The sequence below is a fragment of the Limnohabitans sp. YIMB22184 genome (assembly GCF_048020265.1).
Taxonomy (GTDB): domain Bacteria; phylum Pseudomonadota; class Gammaproteobacteria; order Burkholderiales; family Burkholderiaceae_C; genus Limnohabitans_A.
Genome location: NZ_CP171843.1, coordinates 1237181 through 1260879, shown reverse-complemented (window position 1 = coordinate 1260879; position 23699 = coordinate 1237181). Strand labels below are relative to the sequence as shown.

The window sequence follows — 23699 nt, the reverse complement described above, 5'->3', positions numbered from 1 at the left end:
CCTCAGGCGTGTGCAGGTTCGAGAGTGGGGATGCGAACTTCAACAGAGCGTCCTCGAGTCACCGTCTTGAAGGTGTTCCAAAGCATGATGAGCATGCCCGTCAGGTAGAGCAAACCACCCAGCAAACGCAGGACATAGAACGGGTAAGTGGCTTTGACCGACTCGACGAAGGTGTAAGTCAGGGTGCCGTCGGCGTTGACAGCGCGCCACATCAGGCCTTGCATCACACCGGCAATCCACATGGCCGCGATGTAGATCACAATGCCGATGGTGGCGGTCCAGAAGTGCACTTCAATCGCCTTGACGCTGTACATCTGCTTTTGACCGAACAAGCGGGGAATCAGGTAGTACATGGAGCCCATGGTCACCAGACCCACCCAACCCAGGGCACCCGAGTGCACATGGCCCACGGTCCAGTCGGTGTAGTGGGAGAGCGCATTGACGGTCTTGATCGACATCATCGGGCCTTCGAAGGTCGACATGCCGTAGAAAGACAGGGACACGATCAGGAAACGCAGGATCGGGTCGTCACGCAGTTTGTGCCAGGCGCCCGACAGGGTCATGATGCCGTTGATCATGCCGCCCCAGCTGGGGGCCAACAAGATGAGCGAGAAGACCATGCCCACCGATTGGGTCCAATCGGGCAGCGCGGTGTAGTGCAGGTGGTGTGGGCCGGCCCACATGTAGGTGAAGATCAGGGCCCAGAAGTGCACGATCGACAGGCGGTACGAGTACACGGGGCGCTCAGCCTGCTTGGGGATGAAGTAATACATCATGCCCAGGAAGCCGGCCGTGAGGAAGAAGCCCACGGCGTTGTGGCCATACCACCACTGGACCATGGCGTCCTGCACACCCGCGTAGGCGGAATAGGACTTCATCATGCCCACGGGCAGCGCTGCGCTGTTGACGATGTGCAACAAGGCCACGGCGATGATGAAAGCACCAAAGAACCAGTTGGCCACATAGATGTGACGCACCTTGCGTGTGCCGATGGTGCCAAAGAAGACCACGGCAAACGCCACCCAGACCAGGGTGATCAGGATGTCGATGGGCCACTCCAGCTCGGCGTATTCCTTGCCGCTGGTGTAACCCAAAGGCAGGGAAATGGCGGCCAACAAGATGACCAGTTGCCAGCCCCAGAAGGTGAAAGCCGCGAGTTTCTCGCCAAACAGCCGGACGTTGCAGGTGCGCTGCACCACGTAGTAAGCCGCTGCGAACAAGCCGCAACCACCGAACGCAAAAATCACCGCGTTGGTGTGCAATGGCCGCAGGCGACCGTAGCTGAGCCAGGAAATGCCCAGATTGAGCTCCGGCCAGGTCAGCTGGGCCGCGATGATCACGCCCACCAGCATGCCCACTACGCCCCAAACCACCGTCATGATGGCGAATTGCCTGACAACCTTGTCGTTGTAAGACGTCGCCTGCATATTGGCAAATTTCATTTTCACCTCTTCTTTTTAAAAACTACCAGCACAGTTTGCCCGGGTATACACCGAGGTCACTTGATCAAAATCAATCGTCACGCAAAATGCGCTCGCCTTCGGCCTCGATGTCTTCAAATTGGCCCCGGTCAATCGCCCACCACAGACCGGCCAGGATGAAAAACACCAAAGCCACAGACAAGGGAATCAGCAAATACAGGATGTCCATGGTCTTGCCTCAAGCAGCTTGAAGGATCAGTGCGGGTGCAGGCCTCACTTCGGGCAACGCCTGTGCCAGCCGCAAGGCGTTGAGCACGACCAGCAAGGAACTGAGCGCCATGCCCAGGCCTGCCGCCCAAGCGGGCAACCACCCCATCAGGGCCAGCGGCACGCAAGCGGCGTTGTAGGCCGCTGACCACCACAGGTTTTGCCGCACGATGTGCATCGTCTGGCGGCTGCGCAGCACAGTGCTCACCAGCACATCGAGTTGGCCGCCCATCAACACAAAATCGGATTTGGACTGGGCCAGCGGCACGGCCTGGCCCAGCGCAAAGGACACATCGGCTCCGGCCAACACCGGGCCGTCGTTCAGGCCGTCACCCACCATGGCCACTTTGTGGCCCTGGGCCTGCAGGGCCTGTAACGCCTGCAACTTGTGTTGGGGGCTGCAGCCGCCGTGCGCGGAGTCAATGCCCACGGTCTGGGCAACCTGACTCACAGCGGTCTGCGCATCGCCAGACAGCACCTGGATAGACAGCCCCAGGCTGGCCAGCTGGCGGACCACACGGGCCGCTTCGGGCCGCACCTCTTCGGCCAACTCGAAGCTCGCCAACCAGCCAGAGGCATCGGCCAGGCTGACCTGCAAATGGTGCCCGGGCAATGCAGGTGCCGCACAAAACGCCGCCGAGCCCAGACGCAAAGTTTGGGCAGACTGGCCTTGCAGCGTCAAAACACCATGCACGCCCTGCCCTGCCCGCTCGCTCACCTCTTGCGCGGTCATGGCTTCGAGTTCGGCCAAACGGCCTGTCGCATCGGCACGGCGACGGGCCTCGGACCACAAGGCCCGCGAGACCGGGTGCAAGGAATGCCGCGCCAGGCTGGCGGCCCAATCCAGGGCCAGGGCCGCGCTCATGCCTTCGCGTGTGTGGATGCGAACGACCTCAAAAGCGTCGCGTGTCAAGGTGCCGGTTTTGTCAAAAATCACGGTGTCAATGTGGGCCAGGTTTTGCAAGGCACTCAGGCGTCGCACCAGCACCCCGCTGCGGGCCAGTGCCCCGGCCGTGGCCAACATGGCCGCAGGCGTGGCCAAAGACAAAGCGCAAGGACAGGTCACGATCAGCACGGCGACGGCTACCATCACCGCATGCGCCGGATCGCTTGGCCACCAGTAAACGGCCGAAGCCAATGAGGCCAGCATCACCGCCACCAAAAAGGGCTTGGCCCAGCGGTCGACCAGCTGCGCCATGGCGGGCTTGGACACCGAGGCGCTTTCCATCAGCGAGACGATTTGCGCATAGCGGGTGGCGGCGCCAACCTGCTCGATCTGGACCTGCAAGGTGCCGCTCAGGTTGTGGCTGCCTGCAATCACGCGGTCGCCCGCGCGCCGTGCCAGCGGCCGCGACTCGCCCGTGAGCAAGGCTTCGTCCACCTGGGTCTGGCCGGACAGCACCAGGCCGTCGCCCGCAAAGGCTTCACCGGGCAAGACCTCGATCACGTCACCGACCTGCAGGCGGCGAATGGACACCAGCGCCCAACTGCCATCGGCCTGGCGCTTGCGCACGCTGTCGGGCAGTCGGTTGAGCACGGCCTCCAAAGCCCCGGCCGTGCGGTCGCGCATGCGCAACTCCAGCCAGCGGCCGGTGAGCAAAAAGAAAACGAACATGGTGAACGAGTCAAAAAAGACCTCGGCCCCGAAGGGGCCCTGGGGCTCGAAAGTGCCCAGCGTGCTGACCACAAATGTCACCACCATGCCCAGCGCCACGGGCAAGTCCATGCTGATTTGGCGTTCACGCAAATCGCGCCAGGCATTGCGCAAAAATGGGGCACACGAAAACAGCATGACGGGCAATGACAGCACCCAAGACGCCCAGCGCAGCAAGTGCATGGCATCGTCAGAGATGTCGCCCGGTTGCGTGAGGTACGTCGGGGTGGCGTACATCATGACTTGCATCATGCACATCGCCGCCACCGCCCAACGCCAAACCATGCGCCGGGCTTCTTCGCGTCGTTGTGCATGCGCATGGGCATCGTTGGCGGGCAAGGCCTTGTAGCCATGGCGCTCGACCGAGCGCATCCACTGCGAAGGTCGGATGCGTTCGGGCGACCAAACCACTTGCCCCCGGTGGCTGGCGCCACTGATTTGCACTGACCGGACCCCGGGCACCGCCCGCAAGGCATCTTCCAGGGTGATGGCGCAGGCGGCGCAATGCATGCCTTCGAACACCACGCTGGAGCGCCAGCAACCCGATTCGTCTTTTTCGGGCAGACTGAATGCGGCCCACTCCTCGGGCACATCGAGCAGTTCTAGACGCTGATCAGCGGCTGCACGGCCCAGGTCCATTGACGCAATGGGCTCATCCGTCGCCAAAATCGATGGGGGCAGCACAGGCAAAACATTGACTTGGGTCATGTTTTGAAGATACGACAGATGCCACGCAGAAAGCTTGATGTGCATCAAGTGGCCGTGTTTGCTGCTCTTTTAAGCTCTGCTTTCATCCATGACGTCAGGAGCAATTCATGTACAAACGCATCCTTGTAGCCACCGATGGCTCTACCTTGTCCAAAAAAGCGGTGGCCAGTGCCATTGAATTGGCGGCCACCTGTGACGCTGAATTGATCGCACTCAAGGTGGTCCCGCGTTACCCGCAGGCTTACTTCGAAGGCAGCATCCCCTTGTCTGCCGAAGAAATTTCCCGAGTGGAAGCACAGTGGGCCGATTCCGCGCAAGCGCAATTGGCTGCAGTGGAAAAGTCGGCCAAGGCCAAGTCCGTCAGCACCAAGGCCATCACCGTCAAATCGGATGTGGTGTCCGATGCCATCATTGCCGCAGCCAAAAAGCACAAAGCCGACCTGATCGTCATGGCCTCGCACGGGCGCAAAGGCATCAAGCGCCTGCTGCTGGGCAGTGAAACCCAACAGGTGCTGACGCATTCGCATATTCCTGTGCTGGTGTTGCGATGAACTAAACGGGATGAGCCGAGGGTCGGTGAGGACTCTCTGCTTGAATTCTGTTGCGCACTGGTTTTGCGCCTGCCCTCATCCTAAAATGAATACATTTTTAGGACTTGGCAGACATGACTCGCACGCAACAAAGTCACATCCTCCCGCAGCACCACCCCAGCTGGTTCCTATGTCTGGCATGGGCATGGCTGGCGCTGACCGTGATGGCCAGCGCGGCGTTTGCGCAAGATTTGGTGATCGAAAGTTGGCGCAAGGACGACCAGCTTTTGTGGGACAAAGTGCTGATCCCGGCCTTCCAAAGGCAGCACCCTGGTATTCGCCTGAGCTTCAGGGCAGAAGAACCGCTGGCCTACGATGCTCGCGTAGAGTCCCGCCTGTCCACCCGACGCGCTGGCGATTTGGTGTTTTGCCGTCCCTTTGATGGCAGCGTGCGCATGCACGCCAAAGGCTATTTGCTGCCATTGAAAGCGCGTGAACTGGAGAACTTCAGCCCGCAGGCGCGACAAGCCTGGACCACAGACGACGGCCAGACCACTTATTGTTTGCCGGTGGCTTTTGTGATGCACGGCTTGTTTTACAACAAGAAAGTTTTCAAGGATCTGGGCCTAACCCCGCCCGTCACGGTAGATGAGTTTCTGCGTTTACTGGGCACCATCGGCGCGTCCGGCAACATCACGCCCCTGGCTTTGGGCACCGCCGACATGTGGGAGTCCACCCAAGTCGTCTTCACCGGCATGGGCCCCAACTTTTGGGGTGGCGAAAAAGCCCGGCTGGGACTGATCCAGCGAACGGCCAAATTCACAGACCCCGGCTTCATCAAAGCGTGGGAGATGATGGCCAAGCTCAAGCCACACATGCACCCCAGGCAAAACAGCATGTCCAATGCCGATGTGCAGCTGCTGTTCGCCACTGGACATGCCGCGGTTTTTCCGACAGGCTCTTGGGACATCGATTTTTTGCGAAGCACCAGTTTTGCTTACAAAACCCCCATTGAGTTGGGTGTTTTCAAGCCCCCGCTAAAGCAGGCTGGGCAGACTTGCCACATTTCGGTCCACCCCGACTTTGGCATCGGCGTGAACCGAAACAGCCCGCACCAGGCTGCGGCGTTGAAATTCATCGCCTGGCTGGGCACAGCCGACTTTGCCCAACTGCTCACCGACACTCTGGCGGGTTACTTTCCACTGTCGGATCACCCGGTCAAGGTCAATGACCCGCTGGGGCAGGAAATGCTCAACTGGCGCCAAGAATGTCAGGACACGATCCGTCTGAACGCCCAAAAAATCAACCGGGTCTGGCCATCGATGGAAGAGGAGCTTTGGTACGCCAACGTGAAAGTCATCAACCAGGACATCACGCCGGAGCAAGCGGCCCGGCATATCCAGAGCGTGCACGAGAAAAACACTTATCTAAAGTAAGCCCGAGCCGCAGCGGCTGCATCGCGCTTTGGCGGCGCGTCGCTGCAGGCTCATGGCCTCAGCGGTTCAGGCCAAAAACAGCGCCTTGTGCTGCTCGCGCAGCAAGTTCTTTTGCACCTTGCCCATGGTGTTGCGCGGCAACTCGGCCACCACAAAGCAACGCTTGGGGATTTTGAAATTGGCCAGCTTGGCCTTCAGTTCAGCCAAAATCGCCTCGGGCTGCACGCTGGCCCCGGGCTTGGCGATGACCACGGCCACGCCCACCTCACCAAAATCCGGATGGGGCACGCCCACCACCGCGCTTTCGGCCACGCCCTTCATCTCGTTGATGTAGCCTTCGATTTCGGCCGGGTACACGTTGTAGCCGCCGCTGATGATCAGGTCCTTGCTGCGGCCGACGATGGTCACATAGCCCCGCTCATCGACCTTGCCCACATCGCCGGTCTTGAAATAGCCATCGGCGGTGAATTCTTCGGCGGTTTTTTCGGGCATGCGCCAGTAGCCCTTAAACACATTGGGGCCTTTGACCTGGATACCGCCGATCTCGCCCACCGGCAAGTCCTGTCCGTCGTCGCCGCGCACGCGCAAGGACACGCCGGGCAAAGGAAAGCCCACGGTGCCGCCGCGTCGCTCGGACTGGTTGGCGTAACGCTTGTCCGCCGCATACGGGTTGGAGGTCAGCATGGCGGTTTCGCTCATGCCGTAGCGCTCCAAAATGGTGTGGCCGGTGCGCTGCTGCCATTCTGTGAAGGTCTCGATCAGCAAGGGGGCTGAGCCTGCTATGAAGAGGCGCATGCTGCTAACAGCCGCCTTGTCAAGCGTGGGCTCGGCCAACATGCGCACATACAGCGTGGGCACGCCCATGAACACCGTGGCATGTTGCATGTGCGCAATGGCGCGTTTGGGGTCGAACTTGGCCATCCAGATCATCTTGCTGCCGTTGATCAGGGCCCCATGGATGGCCACAAACAGACCGTGCACATGGAAGATGGGCAAGGCATGGATCAGCACATCGCCACGGCCTTCAGGCCCACCGGTCTTCGTCCAGCCCCAGTAATCCCTGAGTGTGAGCGCATTGCTGAGCATGTTGCCGTGCGTGAGCATGGCGCCCTTGCTGCGGCCGGTGGTGCCGCTGGTGTAGAGGATTGCGGCCAGGTCATCGGCTTGGCGGGCGACTGCCTGGTGCTGGTCGCTATGGTGTGCAGCACGCTCCAGCAAGCTGCCCGTGCGGTCGTCGTTCAAGGTGAACACATGCTGCGTGCCCGCTTTGAAAGCGATCTTGCTGACCCAGCCAAAGTTGGCCGGGCTGCAAACCACGACAGCCGGTTCGGCATTGCCGATGAAATACTCGATCTCGGCGCTCTGGTAGGCGGTGTTGAGCGGCAGGAACACATAACCAGCACGCAAGGTCGCCAGGTAAAGCATCATCGCTTCGACCGATTTTTCGACCTGCACCGCCACGCGGCTGCCTGCGGGCAAGTCCAGCGATTGCAGCAAATTGGCCATCATGGCCGTGGCGCGGTCCAGGTCTTGCCAGCTGTAGCGCAAGCCCTCGTCGGTTTCGATCGCCACCGCAGTCAGGTCGGCAGGAAAAGCAGCCCGCAGGGCCGAAAACAGGTTCTGGTGGGTCATGGTTTCAAAGTGACAACGTGAAAAAAGCATGAAAAAGGGCCCGATCACAGGCCCATTCCTCATTCAATGCCGGGCTCAGTCGAGCTTGGCCCCCGAGGCCTTGACGACCTGCGACCACTTGGCCAGCTCTTTTTTGATGAAAGCGTCAAACTGGGTGGTAGTCAGGTTGGGGAAGTCAGCGCCCTGGTTGGCCCAGACGGCTTTGGCTTCGTCGGTCTGGCAGGCACGGCGGATTTCTTCGATGGCCCGCGCCTGGGCATCCGCTGGCGTGCCTTTGGGTGCCCACACGCCGTACCAGGTCGAGACGGTGTAATCGGGCAGACCCAACTCGGCCGAGCAAGGCACGTCAGGGAATGCCGCATTGCGCTTGGCCCCCGAGACCATCATCGCCTTGATGCGTCCACCTTTGATGTGGGCAGCCGAAGAACCCAGACCGTCGAACATCATGTCGACATTGCCCGCGATCAGGTCCTGCAAAGCCGGGCCTGCGCCGCGGTAAGGGATGTGGGTGATGAAGGTCTTGGTCTGCAACTTGAACAACTCGCCCGCCAAGTGGTGGGATGTGCCACCACCTGCTGAACCGTAATTGAGGCGTCCGGGGTTCTTTTTGACCATCTCCAGAAAGGCCTTGAAATCGGCCATCGGGACTTTCTTGGGGTTGACCACCAACACCTGCGGCACGTTGGCCACCAGGATCAAGGGCACCAGGTCACGCTCCAGGTCGTAATCCAGTTTGGGGTACATGCTGGGCGCAATCGTGTGGTGCACAGCGCCCATGAACAGGTTGTAACCATCGGGCGCCGCCTTGGCCGCCACCCCGGCGCCCAGGGTACCGCCTGCGCCGCCCCGGTTGTCGACGATCAGCTGTTTGCCGGTGAGCTTGGCAAATTGGGCCGACAGAGGACGGGCAAAAGCATCGGTGCCCCCGCCTGCCGGAAAGGGCACCACCATGGTCACCGGCTTGCTTGGCCAACTGCTTTGGGCTTGTGCCCAAAGGGGCAAACTGCCGGACAGGGCGGCGAGGCTCTTCAAAAAATCCCGACGCTGTTGCGCGTTGAACTGAACGGTCATGAAATGTCTCCTCGTTTTAGGTGCCCGCATCATAAGGCGAGTCGTGGCAACTTGCCCAGACGTTTTAGCCACTGGAAGCTGCCCGGTGTCACCCGGACGTCTTGCGGCTCCAGACCCAAAGCACCACGCCCCCCAGCATCATGGGCACACACAGCCATTGCCCCATGCTCATGCCCAGGCTCAAGAGGCCCAAATGGGCATCGGGTTCGCGGAAAAACTCGGCCACGAACCGGAAAAAGCCATAGCCCAGCAAAAATGCGCCCGACACCTGACCCGTTGGGCGGTCTTTGCGGGCAAACCACCACAGCAAAACAAACAGCAGCAAGCCCTCCAGCGCGATCTGGTAAAGCTGCGAGGGGTGGCGCGGCAAATCGCCCGCTCCCCGGAACACCATGCCCCAAGGCAAGGAAGGGTCGGCCACACGGCCCCACAACTCGCCATTCAGAAAGTTGCCCACCCGCCCCGCCGCCAGGCCCGTGGGCACGCAAGGGGCCACAAAGTCCATGACCTGCAAAAACGGGCGTTGGCGCGTGCGGGCAAACCAGACCATGGCCAGCATCACGCCCAGCAAGCCACCATGAAAACTCATGCCGCCTTGCCAAACCGCGAAGATTTCGAGGGGGTTGGACAGGTAATAAGCCGGTTTGTAAAACAGGCAATAACCCACTCGCCCGCCCAAGATGACTCCAAGAACACCCAAAAACAGGATGTCCTCGACATCGCGTTTTTGCCATTGCGGCAGATTTTTGAACGGCAAATGCGCCAAACGGCGTGTGCCCAACCAGAAAAACAAGCCAAAAGCGGCCAGATAAGTCAGGCCGTACCAATGGACGGCCAAGGGGCCAAGTTGCAAGGCAACGGGGTCAATTTGAGGATGGATCAGCATGCCCGGATTGTGCACCGGCCATGCCTCCGACCGGACACCTAGGCCCAGCAAGCGGCCGTTAGAATGTGGCGACCTTCTTTTGGGCATCTACCTAGACACCACCATGAGCGACAAAATCATCCCGATCACCCCCATCAACCGCCGCAGCGCCAACATCACACAGGGCAAATCTCGCGCCCCGAACCGCTCGATGTATTACGCCATGGGCTATGAAGAAGGCGATTTCGTCAAACCCATGGTCGGCGTGGCCAACGGCCACAGCACCATCACGCCTTGCAACAGCGGCCTGCAAAAGCTGGCCGACGCGGCCGTGGCGGGTATCGAAGAAGCCGGTGGCAACGCCCAGATTTTCGGCACCCCCACCATTTCCGACGGCATGGCCATGGGCACCGAAGGCATGAAGTACTCGCTGGTCAGCCGCGAGGTGATCTCGGACTGCATCGAGACCTGCGTGCAGGGCCAGTGGATGGACGGCGTGCTGGTGGTCGGCGGCTGCGACAAGAACATGCCCGGCGGCATGATGGGCATGCTGCGTGCCAACGTGCCGGCCATTTATGTCTACGGCGGCACCATCCTACCAGGCCGCTACCAGGGCAAAGACCTGAACATCGTGAGCGTGTTCGAGGCCGTCGGCGAAAACGCTGCAGGCAAGCTGAGCGATTTCGACCTGAAGGAAATCGAAAAACGCGCCATTCCCGGCACAGGTTCTTGCGGCGGCATGTACACCGCCAACACCATGTCCTCGGCTTTCGAGGCGCTGGGCATGTCCCTGCCCTACTCGTCGACCATGGCCAACCCGCACGACGAAAAGCAGAACTCGGCCAAGGAATCGGCCAAGGTGCTGATCGAAGCCATCAAGAACGATCTCAAGCCCCGCGACATCGTCACCAAGGAAGCCATCGAAAACGCCGTGGCCGTGATCATGGCCACAGGCGGCTCGACCAACGCGGTGCTGCACTTCCTGGCCATCGCCCACACTGCGGGCGTGGACTGGACCATTGACGACTTCGAGCGCATGCGCAAAAAAGTGCCTGTGATTTGCGACCTCAAACCGAGCGGCAAATACCTGGCGGTGGACCTGCACCAGGCCGGCGGCATCCCGCAAGTCATGAAGGTCCTGCTCAAGGCCGGCTTGCTGCACGGTGACTGCATGACCATCACGGGCAAGACCGTGGCCGAAAACCTGAAGGACGTGCCCGACACGCCCCGCGCCGACCAGGACGTGATCCGCCCGATTGACAAGCCGATGTACGCCGAAGGCCACCTGGCCATCCTCAAGGGCAACCTGTCGCCCGAAGGTGCTGTGGCCAAGATCACCGGCCTGAAAAACCCCGTCATCACCGGCCCCGCCCGTGTGTTCGACGACGAGCAATCGGCCCTGCAAGCCATTTTGGCGGGCAAGATCAAGGCCGGTGATGTGATGGTTTTGCGCTACCTCGGCCCCAAGGGCGGCCCCGGCATGCCCGAAATGCTGGCCCCCACGGGCGCTTTGATTGGTGCCGGTCTGGGCGAAAGCGTGGGCCTGATCACCGATGGCCGTTTCTCCGGCGGCACCTGGGGCATGGTGGTGGGCCACGTCGCCCCTGAGGCTGCTGCAGGCGGCACGATCGCGTTTGTTCACGAGGGCGACAGCATCACCATTGACGCGCACCAACTGATCCTGGAGCTGAACGTGCCCGAAGCCGAACTGGCCAAGCGCCGCGAAGGCTGGAAAGCCCCTGAGCCCCGTTACACCCGGGGTGTGCAGGCCAAGTTCGCCTTCAATGCATCGAGCGCCAGCAAAGGTGCCGTGCTGGACCTGTACTGATCCCGTGAAAGCCACCCGCATGCTGCGCATCCTGGTCACCGGCGCACTGGCCTTGTTGGCCGTGGCTCCTGCCATGGCCGACCAGGCCCTGGCCACGAGCAAAAGCTGCATGGGCTGCCACGGCGTTCAGCGCAAAGTGGTGGGCCCGGCCTTCAAGGATGTGGCCGCCAAGTACAAAGGCGACAAGACCGCGGTCGAGCACCTGACCCGCAAGATCAAACAAGGAGGTTCGGGCGTCTGGGGGAAAGTGATGATGCCGGCCAACCCGCAGGTCAGTGATGCCGATGCCCAAAAACTGGCCTTGTGGATTTTGAACACACCCTGATGCGCACCGCGCTCACAGCAAAAAGCCGCTCCCTGGAGCGGCTTTTTGTTGTGTTCAGCGACAGCTGTGGCGATCTGTGGGCAGCATGCGCCGCCCACCCAGGCCCTCACAAACCAATGGCAACGATACCGGCTTTGGCGATCTGGGCGTCTTCGTTCGACTTGACACCGCTGACGCCGACCGCGCCCAGGCAAAAGCCATCTTTCATGATCGGCACACCCCCTTCGAGCATGCCCTGGATGGTCGGGGCCGACAGGAACGAGGTGCGGCCGCCGTTGATGACGTCTTCGTAGCCCTTGGTCTCGCGGCGGCCCAGAGCCGCGGTGTGGGCTTTGGCTGGGGCGATGTGCGCGGACACAGGCGCTGCGCCATCCAGACGCGCAAAGTGCAGCAAATGGCCGCCTGCATCAACGATAGCGATGCTCACCGCCCAGTTGTTCTTGAGGGCTTCGGCTTCGGCCGCAGCGGCAATGGCTTTGACATCAGAGAGTTCGAGGCTGGCTTGAGTTTTCATGGTGTGGACTGGTCAGTTTAGAAAACCGCAAGGATACACGGGCGCACGACCGCCATTGCACACCCCTGCGCAAAACTGATTCACCCGGATAACCCCATGCCGGCGCGGATATTGGGGTCAGTGAGCAGCCTCACCCTACAATGCAATGGCCCTGAAATCAGGGTTTGAACAGGAGAGACAAGCATGAGCGACCTTCGCACACTGAACACCACAGACTGGGGCCACGGCACTGATCTGGCCACACGCAACCGCGTGCTGCGCAACACCTACTGGCTGCTGGCCCTGAGCTTGCTGCCCACCGTTTTGGGCGCCTGGCTGGGCGTGAGCACCGGCATCACCCGCTCGCTGTCGGGCGGCGTCGGGCTGGTGGTCTTCCTGGCGGGTGCCTTCGGCTTCATGTTCGCCATCGAGAAAACCAAAAACTCGGCCGCTGGCGTGCCTGTGCTGCTGGCCTTCACCTTCTTCATGGGCCTGATGCTCTCGCGCATGATCGCCATGGTGCTGGGTTTCAAGAACGGCGCCGACCTGGTGATGACCGCCTTTGCGGGTACCGCTGGCGTGTTCTTCGTCATGGCCAGCCTGGCCAGCACTATCAAACGTGACCTGTCGGGCATGTCCAAGTGGCTATTTGTCGGGGCCTTGGCCATCATGATCGGCGGCATCATCAACGTGTTTGTCGGCTCAACCGTGGGCATGATGGTGATCTCGGTCATGGCCATCGGCATCTTCAGCGCCTACATGCTGTACGACCTGAAACAGATCATCGACGGCGGCGAGACCAACTACATCAGCGCCACACTGGCCCTGTACATGGACATCTTCAACGTGTTCCAGAGCCTGCTGGCTTTGCTGGGCATCATGGGCGGTGAGCGCGACTGATTCGCGCCCCCCTCCAAACTAAGGCTCCCTCGGGAGCCTTTTTTGTGGGTGCAGGGCCGGTGGCCTGCCAAAAGACCCAGGGGTCTCAGGCCAACTCGAACACCGCCATGCTCTCAACATGGGCCGTGTGCGCGAACATGTTGATAACGCCTGCGGCCACACAGCGGTAACCGGCACGGTGCACCAGAATGCCGGCGTCACGGGCCAGCGTGGCGGGGTTGCAGCTCACATAAACGATACGCTTCGGCGGTGTCCAGCCCTGGCGCAGGTCCTGGTTTTCGTGCAGCTCGGCCAGCGCCTTGCTCAGGGCAAAAGCACCTTCGCGCGGCGGGTCCACCAGCCATTTGTCGGCGGTGCCATCGGCCACCAGCATCTCAGGCGTCATCTCAAACAAATTGCGCGCCACAAACTGCGTGGGGGCCAGGGCCTGGCCTGCGGGCCGGGTGGCCTGGTTGCGCGCGTAGTTGTCGCGTGAACGGGCCACCAGCGTCTCGGAACCCTCGATGCCCAGCACCTGCGCCGCTTGCGTGGCGATGGGAAGGGTGAAATTGCCCAGACCGCAGAACCAGTCGATCACCCGCTCATTTTTTTGTGCTTGCAGCAGGCGCAGCGCGCGGGCCACCAGCACGCGGTTGATGAAGGGGTTGACCTGTGTGAAATCGGTGGGCCGAAACGGCATGATGATGCCAAAGTCGGGCAGGCCATAACTGAGCTGCGCCCCACCCTCGTCGAGCAAATGCACCGTGTCCGGGCCTTTGGGCTGCAACCACCACTGCACTTGGTGCTCGGCGGCAAATGCCCGCAGCAAGGCTTTGTCGCCTTCGCTCAAAGGCTCCAGATGCCGCAGCACCAAGGCCGTGACCTCGTCGCCGCAGGCCAGCTCCAGTTGGGGCAAGGTTTCGCGGGCTTCCATCTGGCCAATCAGTGCCCGCAATGGCAGCAGCATGCGGCTGACATGGGGCGGCAGGACCGGGCAGACTTTCATGTCGGCGATGTAACGGCTTTTGCGCTCGTGAAAACCAATCAGCACTTCGCCTTTTTTGATCACATAACGCACCGACAGGCGGGCGCGGTAGCGGTAGCCCCAGGTCGGTCCCTCGATCGGGCGCAGCAAGGTTTCCGGTTTGACCTTGCCCAGGTGCCACAGGTTGTCCTCGAGCACGCGCTGCTTGACTGCCACCTGGGCCGAGGCCTCCAGGTGCTGCATCTTGCAGCCGCCGCAGGCGCCTGCATGCAAACCGAAATGCGGGCAGCCCGGCCGCACACGCTGGGAAGACTCGTGGTGGATCTGGGTGACGGTGCCCTGCTCCCAGTTGTTCTTTTTGCGGTGCACGTTGACCGACACCAACTCAAAAGGCAAAGCGCCTTCAATGAACACCACTTTGCCGTCAGGTCGGCGTGCAATGCCTTGGGCATCCATGTCCAGGGAGCCCACGCGCAGCCAACCCTCGGGCAGGTCGGCGCTGGAGTGGCTGGGTTCGTCGGCGTGGGCTTGGGATAGGGAAATGTCGGGTTCGCTCATTCCCTGATTGTCTCAGGATGTGAGGCCCGGATTGAGGGCCCAACGCACAGTTTCGCAGGGAAACTTCAGGTCCAGGCTTGCAGGTATTCCTGCCAGTGCGGCTCTTGCGGAGCCAAGTTGCCCAACTCGTCTTGGACAAAGGCGATTTCCTGCGCGTACTCGGCCGCGGTGAAGCCGCCGCGCATTTTCTGAAAGCGGCAGTAGAGCAAATAGGTGTTCATCACATCGGTTTCGCAATAGCGCCGGATGTCTTCGGTGTGCCCCGCCTGAAACTGCGCATAGACCTGCGCGCCGTCCATGCCCAGCTTGCCGGGAAAGCCGCACAGCTTGGCCAGTGCGTCCATGGGGGCGTTATTTTTGGGGGTGTATTTAGCCAGCAAGTCCATCAGGTCCAGGTGGCGCATGTGGTAGCGCGAGATGTAGTTGTTCCACTTGAACTCGCGGTCATCGTCGCCCAAGTCCCAGTACTTGTCGGCCACCACGCCGTGCATCAGGCCCCGGTAATGCAGCACCGGCAAATCAAAACCGCTGCCGTTCCAGCTGACCAGCTGGGGGGCGTGTTTTTCGATGGCGTTGAAAAACGTCTGCACCACCTTGGCTTCGCTTTGCCCATCACGGTCTACAAAGGAATGCACCCGCAAGCCCTCGGCATTGCGAAACACGCAGCTGATGCACAGGATGCGCTGCAGGTACAGGGGCATGAAATCGCTTTTGCCCTCCGCAGCCCGCTCGGCCTGCCACTGCGCATGCAGCTGGGCATCGGTCACATCGACAGGCACCGGATTCAAGCGACGCCAGCCGGCCATGTCCGGGATGGTTTCAATATCAAAAACCAGGACGGGCCACGGCATGGACGTGCCGCTCAGCGTGCGGGTAAAAGCTTGGCCGGGTCCACGGGCTTGCCTTGTCTGCGCACTTCGAAGTGCAGTTTGACACGGTCCGCATCTGACTTGCCCATCTCCGCAATTTTTTGGCCCTTGCGCACCTTTTGGTCTTCTTTGACCAGCAAAGCCTGGTTGTGCGCATAAGCCGTCAAAAACGTGTTGTTGTGTTTGAGGATGATCAGGTTGCCGTAGCCACGCAGGCCAGAGCCGGCATAGACCACCTGCCCATCGGCAGCGGCCATCACGGGGTCGCCCGCTTTGCCCCCAATGTCGAGGCCTTTGTTTTTGGCCTCGTCAAATCCGGCAATCAGCACCCCATTTGCGGGCCACATGAAGCCCAGGCCTTCGTCGCTGAGCGAGCCGTTTTGTGCAGCCGGTGCAGGCTCGGGCTTAGGCGGTGTGGCCGTGGCAGAGGTGTTGCCCGAAGGCGCGATCGGGCGAACCACCACGCCGGAGTTTTCAACAGCAGCCCCAGGTGGGGCCACGCGCAAGACCTGACCCACTTCGATCAGGTCGGGGTTGGTCAGATTGTTCCAGCGGGCCAAATCGCGCCAGCCTTGGCCGTTGTCCAGACCGATGCGGGTCAGCGTGTCGCCTCGCTGCACGGTGTAGTAACCGGGCTTGCCGGCATTTTCGCTGCCCGGCAAGGCCGGGCTTGCCTCACCCGATGCGGTCGTCACGGGGCTGGACGACGTTTGAGGGGTACGGCTCATCCCCCCCCGGTCTTCCACTGGCGCAAGCACCCGAACAGACGAGGTGCAGGCGCTCAGCAGTGCCACGGCCAATGTTGTCAAAACCAGGGGACGAAAAGGTAGGAGTGAAGTCATCGGGTTTTTACCTAGTTAGGCGACGCCTGATTTTAGAGGCACAAAGTGCACCGCCTCGAGCACCTGACGCTCAAAGCCCTGCGCAGTTTTCAACACCACCACCAGCGCCTGATGGCCTGCCGGAGTGATGGTCGGTGCGATCAAACGCCCGCCTGTGGCCAACTGATCGAGCCAGGCGTCCGGCACGGCGTCACCGCCCGCGGCCGAAATGATCCCGGCATAAGGTGCCCCCTTGGGATACCCCAGCATGCCATCGCCAAAAATCAGGTGCACATTGTGCAGCCTGAAAGGGCGCAAGTTGGTTCGGGCTTTTTCGTGCAGACCGCGCAAGCGCTCAATGCTGTACACCTCGGTGGCGACATGGCTGAGCACAGCAGCCTGGTACCCGCAGCCGGTGCCGATTTCCAGAACTCGGCCCAATTTGCCCGGCACGTTCTGACACAGCAATTCGACCATGCGCGCCACCACATTGGGTTTCGAGATGGTCTGCCCCAGGCCAATCGGCAAACTGGTGTCCTCGTAAGCCTGGTTGACCAGGGCGCTTTCCACAAAACGGTGTCGCTCCACCTGGCCCATGGCTTCCAGCACCCGGGCGTCCTGCACGCCTTGTTCGGCCAACTTGCGCACCATGCGTGCCCGCACGGCGCCAGACTCCAAACCCAAGCCCGAAACTGGCGAGGCTGTGCGCGGCGTTGCCGTGCGCACGGCCTGGCTGGACGTCACCACCGGATTCAGCTGAGCAGATGATCGCGCCGACACAGGCGAAGGTGTTTTGCGTGCCGTACCCGAGGCCCCGGTTTGCGACAACTTGACTGGAAAACCAGGACGCTGGCTCATGCATGGCCCTGGGGGAACAAACGATCAAAGGTCTGGGACCAATGGTCCAGATGGGCGTGTTCAGTCAAATCCACCTTGAGCGGGGTCACCACCACATGGCCCAAACCTGCCGCATGAAAATCGGTGCCCTCGCTGTCATCCATGGCAGGGCCGGCATTGCCAATCCAGTACATGGTCTGGCCACGGGGGTCCACCTGGGTGATGACCGGCTCGGCCGCGTGACGGCGGCCCAAGCGGCACAGCTTGGGGGCTTTGATCTGCGCCAAAGGCAGGTTGGGGATGTTCACATTCAGCAGCCAGGGCCGGGTGCCCATCAAGTCACCCGATCGCATTTGCTGCACCAAGAGCTTGACTTGAGCGGCCGCGGCATCCAAGTGCGCCCAGCCTTTGTCGATTTGGGACACGGCGATGGCCGGAATGCCGAAAAGATAGCCTTCCATGGCCGCGCCCACGGTGCCCGAATACAGCGTGTCGTCGCCCATGTTGGCCCCGTTGTTGATGCCAGAAATCACCAAATCGGGGCGATAACCCAGCAAGCCCGTGAGTGCGATGTGCACGCAATCCGCAGGCGTGCCATTCACATAACGAAAGCCGTTGTCGGCGCGGTGCACGTACAAGGGTGTGTGCAAGGTCAGCGCATTGGATTTGGCGCTGTTGTTGTGCTCGGGCGCCACCACTTCCACCTCCACATCGGCGATGCTTTGGAGCGCCTTGTGAAGGGCCACAATTCCCTCGGCGCGGAAGCCATCGTCGTTGGAAATGAGAATTTTCATGTTGTGTTCCTGTGCAAGCCTTGATTGTAGGCGGCCCCCTGCCTTGGTCGCTCGGGGGACATGGCTGTGCGCCCCGGTTTGCCTAAGATGCATGACGATTTCATGAAGCAGATTAGAAGGAGAAAACGCATGCACGCTTGGCTTTGCGAGAACCCCATCGGGGTAGACGCGCTCACCTGGAAAGAACTGCCCACGCCCACGCCTGGCCCAGGACAGGTCCTCATTCAAATACAGGCAGCCAGCCTGAACTTCCCCGACTTGTTGATTGTCCAAAACAAGTACCAGATGAAGCCCGAGCTGCCCTTCGTGCCGGGCTCTGAGTATGCGGGTGTGGTGCAAGCCCTGGGTGAAGGCGTCCAACACCTGAAAGTCGGACAAACCGTGGCCTGCCTGTCGGGCACCGGGGGCTTTGGCACCCATACGCTGGCACCGGCCAAACTGTGTATGCCTTTGCCTGATGGGTTTTCGGCCATCGATGGTGCGGCTTTCATCATGACCTATGCCACCTCGCACCACGCCCTGGTCGACCGCGCGGCCCTGAAAGCCGGGGAGACGGTGCTGGTTTTGGGTGCCGCAGGCGGTGTGGGCACAGCGGCCATTCAGATTGCCAAGGCCATGGGGGCCAAAGTGATTGCGGCGGCGTCCACCGACGAGAAATGCGACCTGTGCACCGCATTGGGCGCCGACGCGACCATCAATTACAGCCGCGAGAACCTGCGCGAAGCCCTGAAAACACTGACCGAAGGCCGCGGCCCGGACGTGATTTACGACCCGGTAGGTGGCGATCTGGCCGAGCCTGCCTTCCGCTCCATTGCCTGGCGTGGCCGCTATCTGGTAGTCGGTTTTGCCGGTGGCCCCATCCCTGCCCTGCCCCTGAACCTGCCTTTGCTCAAGGGTGCTTCTTTGGTGGGCGTGTTTTGGGGTGACTTCGCCAAACGAGAGCCCGAAGCCAACGCGGCCATGATGGGTGAACTGGCCCAGTGGTACGGACAAGGCAAGATCAAGCCGGTGATTGACCGGACCTTGCCCATGAACGACCTGAAGGCCGCCTACACCTTGATGGGCTCGCGCAGCGTCAAAGGCAAGCTGGTCATGGTCAACTGAAGCCAAGCAGCGCTGCCTGCTTCGGGCTTTTGCCAAAGAAAAAGGAGGCCTGAATGGCCTCCTTTCATTTTGGCCTGCTGCGCAGGCCAGAGCCAGCAGATGCTCAGCTGGCCGTGGCTTCTTCGGGCTCGGTGGGTTCCGAGCGAGAAGCACGATTTTCCTTCTTGGGGTTGGGCGTGATGTCCAACTGCACTTCGTCCTTGGCGTCGATGTCCACCGTGAGGCGGCCCCCGTCGGTCAGGCGACCAAACAGCAACTCGTCGGCCAGCGCCTTACGGATCGTGTCCTGGATCAGGCGCTGCATCGGACGGGCGCCCATCAGCGGATCGAAGCCCTTCTTGCCCAGGAACTTGCGCAGCGCATCAGTGAAGGTGACTTCCACCTTCTTCTCGCCCAGCTGGGTTTCCAGTTGCAACAAGAACTTGTCCACCACGCGCAGGATGATCTGCTCGTCCAGCGGCTTGAAGCTGACCATGGCATCCAGGCGGTTGCGGAACTCGGGCGTGAACAGGCGCTTGATGTCGCCCATCTCGTCCCCGGCCTGACGCGGGTTGGTGAAACCAATCGTGGCCTTGTTCATGGTCTCGGCTCCTGCGTTGGTGGTCATGATGATGATCACGTTGCGGAAGTCGGCCTTGCGCCCGTTGTTGTCGGTCAATGTGCCGTGGTCCATCACCTGCAACAGCACGTTGAAGATGTCCGGATGAGCTTTTTCGATCTCGTCAAGCAAGAGTACGCAGTGCGGCTTCTTGGTCACGGCTTCGGTCAGCAAACCGCCCTGGTCAAAGCCCACATAGCCCGGAGGCGCGCCAATCAGGCGGCTGACCGCATGGCGCTCCATGTACTCAGACATGTCGAAGCGGATCAGATCAATGCCCAGGATGTAGGCCAGTTGCTTGGCCGCCTCAGTCTTGCCCACGCCCGTGGGGCCGGAGAACAAGAAAGAGCCAATCGGCTTGTCGGTCTTGCCCAGGCCCGAGCGGGCCATCTTGACGGCCGAGGCCAGCACTTCCAGCGCCTTATCCTGTCCGAACACCACCGACTTCAAGTCGCGCTCGATGGTTTGCAGCTTGCTGCGGTCGTCGTTCGAGACATTGGCAGGCGGGATGCGAGCGATCTTGGCCACGATGTCTTCGATCTCGGTTTTGCCAATTGTCTTTTTGCGCTTGGAAGCCACCTGGATGCGCTGGGCGGCACCGGCTTCGTCGATCACGTCAATCGCCTTATCGGGCAACTGTCGGTCGTTGATGAACTTGGCCGACAGCTCGGCCGCGGCCTGCAAAGCGGCAATCGTGTATTTGACGCTGTGGTGGTCTTCAAAACGGCTCTTGAGGCCTTTGAGGATATCCACCGTCTCGGACACGGTGGGCTCGACCACATCCACCTTCTGGAAGCGGCGGGACAGGGCGGCATCTTTTTCGAAGATGCCACGGTACTCGGTGAAGGTGGTCGCGCCGATGCACTTGAGCTGACCGCTGGACAGCGCAGGCTTGAGCAGGTTGGATGCATCCAAAGTGCCGCCCGAAGCCGCACCCGCACCGATCAGGGTGTGGATCTCGTCAATGAACAAAATGCCATTGGGCTTGTCCTTGAGTGACTTGAGCACACCTTTCAGACGTTGCTCAAAGTCACCCCGGTATTTGGTGCCGGCGAGCAATGCGCCCATGTCCAGCGAATACACCGTGGCTTCGGCCAGGATGTCCGGCACCGTGCCCTGAGTGATGCGCCAAGCCAGACCCTCGGCAATCGCGGTTTTGCCCACACCCGCCTCACCCACCAGCAGCGGGTTGTTCTTGCGGCGGCGGCACAGGATCTGAATGGTGCGCTCGACTTCGTATTCGCGACCGATCAGCGGGTCGATCTTGCCGTCCTTAGCCGCCTGGTTCAGGTTGTTGGTGTACTGTTCCAGCGGCGAGGCTTTTTCATTGCGCTCACCGCCATTGCCACCCTCTTCGCCCTCAGAGCTCGAAGGGTTTTCGGCCGATTTGGCAGCTTCTGGCGGGTCGCTTTTGCGGATGCCGTGGGCGATGAAATTCACCACATCCAGTCGGGTGATGCCCTGCTGGTGCAGGTAATACACGGCGTGCGAATCCTTTTCACCAAAAATGGCCACCAGCACATTGGCGCCGGTCACTTCTTTTTTGCCACTGCCTGTGGACTGCACATGCATGATGGCACGCTGGATCACGCGCTGAAAACCCAAAGTCGGCTGGGTGTCCACCTCTTCGGTGCCTGCCACCTGGGGCGTGTTGTCCTTGATGAAATTGCTCAAGGCTTTGCGCAAATCATCGATGTTGGCCGCGCAAGCGCGCAGCACTTCGGCGGCGCTGGGGTTGTCCAACAAAGCCAGCAGCAGGTGCTCAACCGTGATGAACTCGTGGCGCTGCTGACGGGCCTCAACAAAGGCCATGTGCAAACTGACTTCCAATTCCTGGGCAATCATGTGATTTCCTTTTTGCCTTGCTGAGAGATATACAGATGATGTGGGGGGTAAGCCACACTATTCAATAGGTTCACTGACACATTGCAGCGGGTGACCGGCCTGTTTGGCAGCATCGAGCACCTGGTCCACCTTGGTGGCGGCGACATCGCGGGAGTAAACCCCGCACACCCCTTTGCCGTCCAGATGGATCTTGAGCATGATTTGCGTGGCCGCTTCGCGGTCCTTGCTGAAGAACTCCTGGATCACCATCACCACGAACTCCATGGGGGTGTAGTCATCGTTCAACATCGCCACCTGGTACATCTGGGGCGGTTCAATTTTTTGGGCACGGCGTTCCAGAACCACCGAATCGCCACCATCGGGTGTTCGGGGTGTCACGGTCGGCAGCGTGGGATTTGCAGGTTTTTTCGTTGCCATGAATTCATTCTATCGACGCTTTAGACCATCTTGAGACGGACCAAGACAAAAGTCTTGGCGACAAATGGTCATCCAGGTCGGCATCGGGGAAAACCTCACATTGACAAAATTGATAATCCCGAACCACACTGAGAAAACAAGACGGAGACAGCACATGCCCAGCGGTACGGTCAAATGGTTCAACGACGCCAAAGGTTTTGGTTTCATTCAGCCCGACGGTGGCGGACCAGACGCTTTTGCCCATTTTTCGGCCATCCAGTCCGACGGTTACAAAAGTCTCAAAGAAGGTGCACGCGTTACTTTTGAACTGAGCCAAGGCATCAAAGGCCTGATGGCAGGGAACATCCGCACCGAGCCAGAAGCGCCCGGTACGGCGCAGCCCGATGGGGCAGCTGAGCAAGCCTTCTCCGCGCCTTCTAACTGAGTCTGCACAGCCCAAAACGGCGCGCCGATCACTTCAAAATACAAGTTTGCCTTTATGCTGTGGGTTTTCATTCGCGCACCCATGCTTTGAGACCATGAATTTTTCTGCTTTTCTGATCTCCTCCTCATCCATTCCAAGGCAATGCTTTGTCGCTTGGGCTTTGGCGCTGCTGGCTCTGGATGGCTGGGCTCAGCAAGGGCCTCAGCTGAATTTGCCCAGAACCCAGCTGCAAGCGGGCATGCACGTGCTGGGTGTGCAGCTGGCCCAGACCCCGGAGCAGCGTCAAATCGGTCTGATGTGGCGCAAGGACATGCCCCAACACGAAGGCATGTTGTTTGTCTTTGAGCAACCCGCCACGCAATGCTTCTGGATGCGAAACACCTTGATTCCCTTGTCTGCCGCTTTTGTCGCAGACGACGGCACCATCGTGAACATTGCGGACATGAAACCCTTGAGCGATGCCTCGCATTGCTCGGAAAAACCTGTTCGTTACGTCCTCGAGATGAACGTCGGCTGGTTTGCCAAGCGACAAGTCAAGGCGGGTTATAAATTAGGGGGCGCAATCTTCAAGCGCTGAGCAGACCGCTGGGGCGGTGAATGCTCAAACGCCCCAAACGACGTCAGCACCCTGAGCTTGACTCAGTTTAAGCAGCTTCATCATGGGAGCGGCTCGCTGGGCAAGGCTGATGGCCTCCTGCAGTTTGGCCTCGCCGTCGTCTGCCCGCTCAGCAGCCTCTTCTTCTGACTCGTTCTGCGCTGCCCTTTGTTTGCGCAGCGCCTCATCTTGCGCCACTGCTGCCTCCAGGGCGGCAATGGCCGCAGGCAAGTCTACTGCCAACAGGATTCCCTGGACAGGGTCTTTGTCCAGAATGATTTTCAGCAGCCTTCTCGCATCAGCTTCCAGCATGATGAGATCGCTAGCCGCCTTCGATTTGAACTTGAACAACATGGGGGGCTCCAATCAGGAATGATTCAGCGGCCCACCGTCTCCACACCTTCGTCGTCGACGGCATCGCCCTGGATCAAGGCCTTGAGTTTATGGCTGGCGTGAAAGGTCGCGACACGACGTGCATCAATGGGGATCAATTCTCCAGTGCGCGGGTTGCGGCCCGGACGCGCTGCTTTGGTGCGGATCTGGAAGTTGCCGAAGCCTGAGATCTTCACGTCGTCCCCGGCGATCAGGCTGTCCACGATCAGGTCGAAGAACGCATCGACCATGTCCTTGGACTCGCGCTTGTTCAAGCCGATCTGCTCGAACAGCAAATCGGCCAGGTGCGCCTTGGTCAGGGCCGGAGTTTCCAGGGTTTCAAAGCTGATTTGCATGTGCGCGTCCGTCTA

24 protein-coding genes are annotated in these 23699 nt (G+C 60.5%); 8 read left to right on the top strand and 16 right to left on the bottom strand.

Going from position 1 to position 23699, the window contains the following annotated elements; all coding sequences use genetic code 11:
* Positions 1–2 precede the first annotated feature (2 nt).
* The 3 genes from ccoN to ACHEXL_RS05985 all read right to left on the bottom strand — a co-directional run bounded on the left by ccoN (position 3) and on the right by ACHEXL_RS05985 (position 3981).
* A complete protein-coding gene (gene ccoN / locus ACHEXL_RS05995; protein ID WP_416561087.1) occupies positions 3–1442 on the bottom strand; it encodes a cytochrome-c oxidase, cbb3-type subunit I in 1440 nt (479 codons plus the stop codon).
* 70 nt (positions 1443–1512) lie between these two features.
* Positions 1513–1650, bottom strand: coding sequence for a cbb3-type cytochrome oxidase assembly protein CcoS (gene ccoS / locus ACHEXL_RS05990; protein ID WP_090046617.1), 138 nt, complete (start codon positions 1648–1650; stop codon positions 1513–1515).
* Between the two features lie 9 nt (positions 1651–1659).
* A complete protein-coding gene (locus tag ACHEXL_RS05985) occupies positions 1660–3981 on the bottom strand; it encodes a heavy metal translocating P-type ATPase (RefSeq protein WP_416561315.1) in 2322 nt (773 codons plus the stop codon).
* A 176-nt stretch (positions 3982–4157) separates the two neighbouring features.
* Here ACHEXL_RS05985 and ACHEXL_RS05980 point away from each other — a divergent pair, with 176 nt between their 5' ends.
* Both ACHEXL_RS05980 and ACHEXL_RS05975 read left to right on the top strand, forming a co-directional pair.
* Positions 4158–4601: a universal stress protein gene (locus tag ACHEXL_RS05980; RefSeq protein ID WP_416561086.1), complete on the top strand. Its 444-nt coding sequence runs from the start codon at positions 4158–4160 to the stop codon at positions 4599–4601.
* A gap of 113 nt (positions 4602–4714) precedes the next feature.
* Positions 4715–6016, top strand: a complete 1302-nt coding sequence (locus tag ACHEXL_RS05975) for an ABC transporter substrate-binding protein (protein WP_416561085.1) — start codon at positions 4715–4717, stop codon at positions 6014–6016.
* 66 nt (positions 6017–6082) lie between these two features.
* Here the strand turns inward: ACHEXL_RS05975 and ACHEXL_RS05970 are convergent, their stop codons facing one another.
* The 3 genes from ACHEXL_RS05970 to lgt all read right to left on the bottom strand — a co-directional run bounded on the left by ACHEXL_RS05970 (position 6083) and on the right by lgt (position 9605).
* Complete coding sequence (locus tag ACHEXL_RS05970; protein ID WP_416561084.1) at positions 6083–7648, bottom strand: malonate--CoA ligase; 1566 nt, start codon at positions 7646–7648, stop codon at positions 6083–6085.
* 75 nt (positions 7649–7723) lie between these two features.
* Positions 7724–8719 (bottom strand): Bug family tripartite tricarboxylate transporter substrate binding protein, encoded by a 996-nt coding sequence (locus ACHEXL_RS05965; protein WP_416561083.1) that lies wholly within the window; start codon positions 8717–8719, stop codon positions 7724–7726.
* A gap of 88 nt (positions 8720–8807) precedes the next feature.
* Positions 8808–9605, bottom strand: coding sequence for a prolipoprotein diacylglyceryl transferase (lgt, locus tag ACHEXL_RS05960; protein WP_416561082.1), 798 nt, complete (start codon positions 9603–9605; stop codon positions 8808–8810).
* A gap of 103 nt (positions 9606–9708) precedes the next feature.
* Between lgt and ilvD the strand changes: the two genes are divergently transcribed.
* Positions 9709–11412, top strand: a complete 1704-nt coding sequence (gene ilvD, locus ACHEXL_RS05955) for a dihydroxy-acid dehydratase (protein ID WP_416561081.1) — start codon at positions 9709–9711, stop codon at positions 11410–11412.
* A 19-nt stretch (positions 11413–11431) separates the two neighbouring features.
* Entirely contained in the window at positions 11432–11737 is a 306-nt protein-coding gene (locus ACHEXL_RS05950; protein ID WP_416561314.1) for a c-type cytochrome, read from the top strand.
* A gap of 106 nt (positions 11738–11843) precedes the next feature.
* Here ACHEXL_RS05950 and ACHEXL_RS05945 read toward each other — a convergent pair whose 3' ends face one another.
* Entirely contained in the window at positions 11844–12251 is a 408-nt protein-coding gene (locus ACHEXL_RS05945; RefSeq protein ID WP_416561080.1) for a GlcG/HbpS family heme-binding protein, read from the bottom strand.
* Between the two features lie 183 nt (positions 12252–12434).
* On the opposite strand from ACHEXL_RS05945, the gene ACHEXL_RS05940 reads away from it, so the two are divergent.
* Positions 12435–13130: a Bax inhibitor-1/YccA family protein gene (locus tag ACHEXL_RS05940; RefSeq protein ID WP_108426249.1), complete on the top strand. Its 696-nt coding sequence runs from the start codon at positions 12435–12437 to the stop codon at positions 13128–13130.
* Between the two features lie 85 nt (positions 13131–13215).
* Here ACHEXL_RS05940 and rlmD read toward each other — a convergent pair whose 3' ends face one another.
* The 5 genes from rlmD to surE form a co-directional block, all read right to left on the bottom strand.
* Positions 13216–14652 carry a 23S rRNA (uracil(1939)-C(5))-methyltransferase RlmD gene (rlmD, locus tag ACHEXL_RS05935; RefSeq protein WP_416561079.1) on the bottom strand — a complete coding sequence of 479 codons (1437 nt, stop codon included), beginning with the start codon at positions 14650–14652 and terminating at the stop codon, positions 13216–13218.
* A gap of 65 nt (positions 14653–14717) precedes the next feature.
* Positions 14718–15503: a 3'-5' exonuclease gene (locus ACHEXL_RS05930; RefSeq protein WP_416561078.1), complete on the bottom strand. Its 786-nt coding sequence runs from the start codon at positions 15501–15503 to the stop codon at positions 14718–14720.
* A gap of 11 nt (positions 15504–15514) precedes the next feature.
* The gene (locus tag ACHEXL_RS05925) at positions 15515–16363 is read right to left on the bottom strand and encodes a peptidoglycan DD-metalloendopeptidase family protein (RefSeq protein ID WP_416561077.1); all 849 of its coding nucleotides are present in this window, start codon (positions 16361–16363) and stop codon (positions 15515–15517) included.
* A 15-nt stretch (positions 16364–16378) separates the two neighbouring features.
* Complete coding sequence (locus ACHEXL_RS05920) at positions 16379–17200, bottom strand: protein-L-isoaspartate(D-aspartate) O-methyltransferase (protein WP_416561076.1); 822 nt, start codon at positions 17198–17200, stop codon at positions 16379–16381.
* A complete protein-coding gene (gene surE / locus ACHEXL_RS05915; RefSeq protein WP_416561075.1) occupies positions 17197–17973 on the bottom strand; it encodes a 5'/3'-nucleotidase SurE in 777 nt (258 codons plus the stop codon). The genes ACHEXL_RS05920 and surE overlap by 4 nt, the downstream gene beginning before the upstream one ends.
* Positions 17974–18102: 129 nt before the next feature.
* On the opposite strand from surE, the gene ACHEXL_RS05910 reads away from it, so the two are divergent.
* Positions 18103–19077 (top strand): NADPH:quinone oxidoreductase family protein, encoded by a 975-nt coding sequence (locus ACHEXL_RS05910; protein WP_416561074.1) that lies wholly within the window; start codon positions 18103–18105, stop codon positions 19075–19077.
* A gap of 103 nt (positions 19078–19180) precedes the next feature.
* Here the strand turns inward: ACHEXL_RS05910 and clpA are convergent, their stop codons facing one another.
* Both clpA and clpS read right to left on the bottom strand, forming a co-directional pair.
* The gene (gene clpA / locus ACHEXL_RS05905; RefSeq protein ID WP_416561073.1) at positions 19181–21520 is read right to left on the bottom strand and encodes an ATP-dependent Clp protease ATP-binding subunit ClpA; all 2340 of its coding nucleotides are present in this window, start codon (positions 21518–21520) and stop codon (positions 19181–19183) included.
* 57 nt (positions 21521–21577) lie between these two features.
* On the bottom strand, positions 21578–21937 hold the full coding sequence (gene clpS, locus ACHEXL_RS05900) for an ATP-dependent Clp protease adapter ClpS (RefSeq protein WP_416561072.1): 360 nt from the start codon (positions 21935–21937) through the stop codon (positions 21578–21580).
* Positions 21938–22091: 154 nt separating this feature from the next.
* Here clpS and ACHEXL_RS05895 point away from each other — a divergent pair, with 154 nt between their 5' ends.
* Complete coding sequence (locus ACHEXL_RS05895) at positions 22092–22361, top strand: cold-shock protein (protein ID WP_416561071.1); 270 nt, start codon at positions 22092–22094, stop codon at positions 22359–22361.
* 94 nt (positions 22362–22455) lie between these two features.
* Positions 22456–22938 (top strand): DUF192 domain-containing protein, encoded by a 483-nt coding sequence (locus tag ACHEXL_RS05890; protein WP_416561070.1) that lies wholly within the window; start codon positions 22456–22458, stop codon positions 22936–22938.
* A gap of 24 nt (positions 22939–22962) precedes the next feature.
* Here ACHEXL_RS05890 and ACHEXL_RS05885 read toward each other — a convergent pair whose 3' ends face one another.
* Entirely contained in the window at positions 22963–23310 is a 348-nt protein-coding gene (locus tag ACHEXL_RS05885) for a DUF1840 family protein (RefSeq protein ID WP_416561069.1), read from the bottom strand.
* Positions 23311–23333: 23 nt separating this feature from the next.
* Entirely contained in the window at positions 23334–23684 is a 351-nt protein-coding gene (locus ACHEXL_RS05880; RefSeq protein ID WP_416561068.1) for an integration host factor subunit alpha, read from the bottom strand.
* Positions 23685–23699: the final 15 nt, after the last annotated feature.

Excerpts from the sequence above, each read along its gene's own strand:
- ccoN (WP_416561087.1), bottom strand. The coding sequence starts at position 1,442 with ATGAAATTTGCCAATATGCAGGCGACGTCTTACAACGACAAGGTTGTC.
- ccoS (WP_090046617.1), bottom strand. The coding sequence starts at position 1,650 with ATGGACATCCTGTATTTGCTGATTCCCTTGTCTGTGGCTTTGGTGTTT.
- ACHEXL_RS05985 (WP_416561315.1), bottom strand. The coding sequence starts at position 3,981 with ATGGACCTGGGCCGTGCAGCCGCTGATCAGCGTCTAGAACTGCTCGAT.
- ACHEXL_RS05980 (WP_416561086.1), top strand. The coding sequence starts at position 4,158 with ATGTACAAACGCATCCTTGTAGCCACCGATGGCTCTACCTTGTCCAAA.
- ACHEXL_RS05975 (WP_416561085.1), top strand. The coding sequence starts at position 4,715 with ATGACTCGCACGCAACAAAGTCACATCCTCCCGCAGCACCACCCCAGC.
- ACHEXL_RS05970 (WP_416561084.1), bottom strand. The coding sequence starts at position 7,648 with ATGACCCACCAGAACCTGTTTTCGGCCCTGCGGGCTGCTTTTCCTGCC.
- ACHEXL_RS05965 (WP_416561083.1), bottom strand. The coding sequence starts at position 8,719 with ATGACCGTTCAGTTCAACGCGCAACAGCGTCGGGATTTTTTGAAGAGC.
- lgt (WP_416561082.1), bottom strand. The coding sequence starts at position 9,605 with ATGCTGATCCATCCTCAAATTGACCCCGTTGCCTTGCAACTTGGCCCC.
- ilvD (WP_416561081.1), top strand. The coding sequence starts at position 9,709 with ATGAGCGACAAAATCATCCCGATCACCCCCATCAACCGCCGCAGCGCC.
- ACHEXL_RS05950 (WP_416561314.1), top strand. The coding sequence starts at position 11,432 with ATGCTGCGCATCCTGGTCACCGGCGCACTGGCCTTGTTGGCCGTGGCT.
- ACHEXL_RS05945 (WP_416561080.1), bottom strand. The coding sequence starts at position 12,251 with ATGAAAACTCAAGCCAGCCTCGAACTCTCTGATGTCAAAGCCATTGCC.
- ACHEXL_RS05940 (WP_108426249.1), top strand. The coding sequence starts at position 12,435 with ATGAGCGACCTTCGCACACTGAACACCACAGACTGGGGCCACGGCACT.
- rlmD (WP_416561079.1), bottom strand. The coding sequence starts at position 14,652 with ATGAGCGAACCCGACATTTCCCTATCCCAAGCCCACGCCGACGAACCC.
- ACHEXL_RS05930 (WP_416561078.1), bottom strand. The coding sequence starts at position 15,503 with ATGCCGTGGCCCGTCCTGGTTTTTGATATTGAAACCATCCCGGACATG.
- ACHEXL_RS05925 (WP_416561077.1), bottom strand. The coding sequence starts at position 16,363 with ATGACTTCACTCCTACCTTTTCGTCCCCTGGTTTTGACAACATTGGCC.
- ACHEXL_RS05920 (WP_416561076.1), bottom strand. The coding sequence starts at position 17,200 with ATGAGCCAGCGTCCTGGTTTTCCAGTCAAGTTGTCGCAAACCGGGGCC.
- surE (WP_416561075.1), bottom strand. The coding sequence starts at position 17,973 with ATGAAAATTCTCATTTCCAACGACGATGGCTTCCGCGCCGAGGGAATT.
- ACHEXL_RS05910 (WP_416561074.1), top strand. The coding sequence starts at position 18,103 with ATGCACGCTTGGCTTTGCGAGAACCCCATCGGGGTAGACGCGCTCACC.
- clpA (WP_416561073.1), bottom strand. The coding sequence starts at position 21,520 with ATGATTGCCCAGGAATTGGAAGTCAGTTTGCACATGGCCTTTGTTGAG.
- clpS (WP_416561072.1), bottom strand. The coding sequence starts at position 21,937 with ATGGCAACGAAAAAACCTGCAAATCCCACGCTGCCGACCGTGACACCC.
- ACHEXL_RS05895 (WP_416561071.1), top strand. The coding sequence starts at position 22,092 with ATGCCCAGCGGTACGGTCAAATGGTTCAACGACGCCAAAGGTTTTGGT.
- ACHEXL_RS05890 (WP_416561070.1), top strand. The coding sequence starts at position 22,456 with ATGAATTTTTCTGCTTTTCTGATCTCCTCCTCATCCATTCCAAGGCAA.
- ACHEXL_RS05885 (WP_416561069.1), bottom strand. The coding sequence starts at position 23,310 with ATGTTGTTCAAGTTCAAATCGAAGGCGGCTAGCGATCTCATCATGCTG.
- ACHEXL_RS05880 (WP_416561068.1), bottom strand. The coding sequence starts at position 23,684 with ATGCAAATCAGCTTTGAAACCCTGGAAACTCCGGCCCTGACCAAGGCG.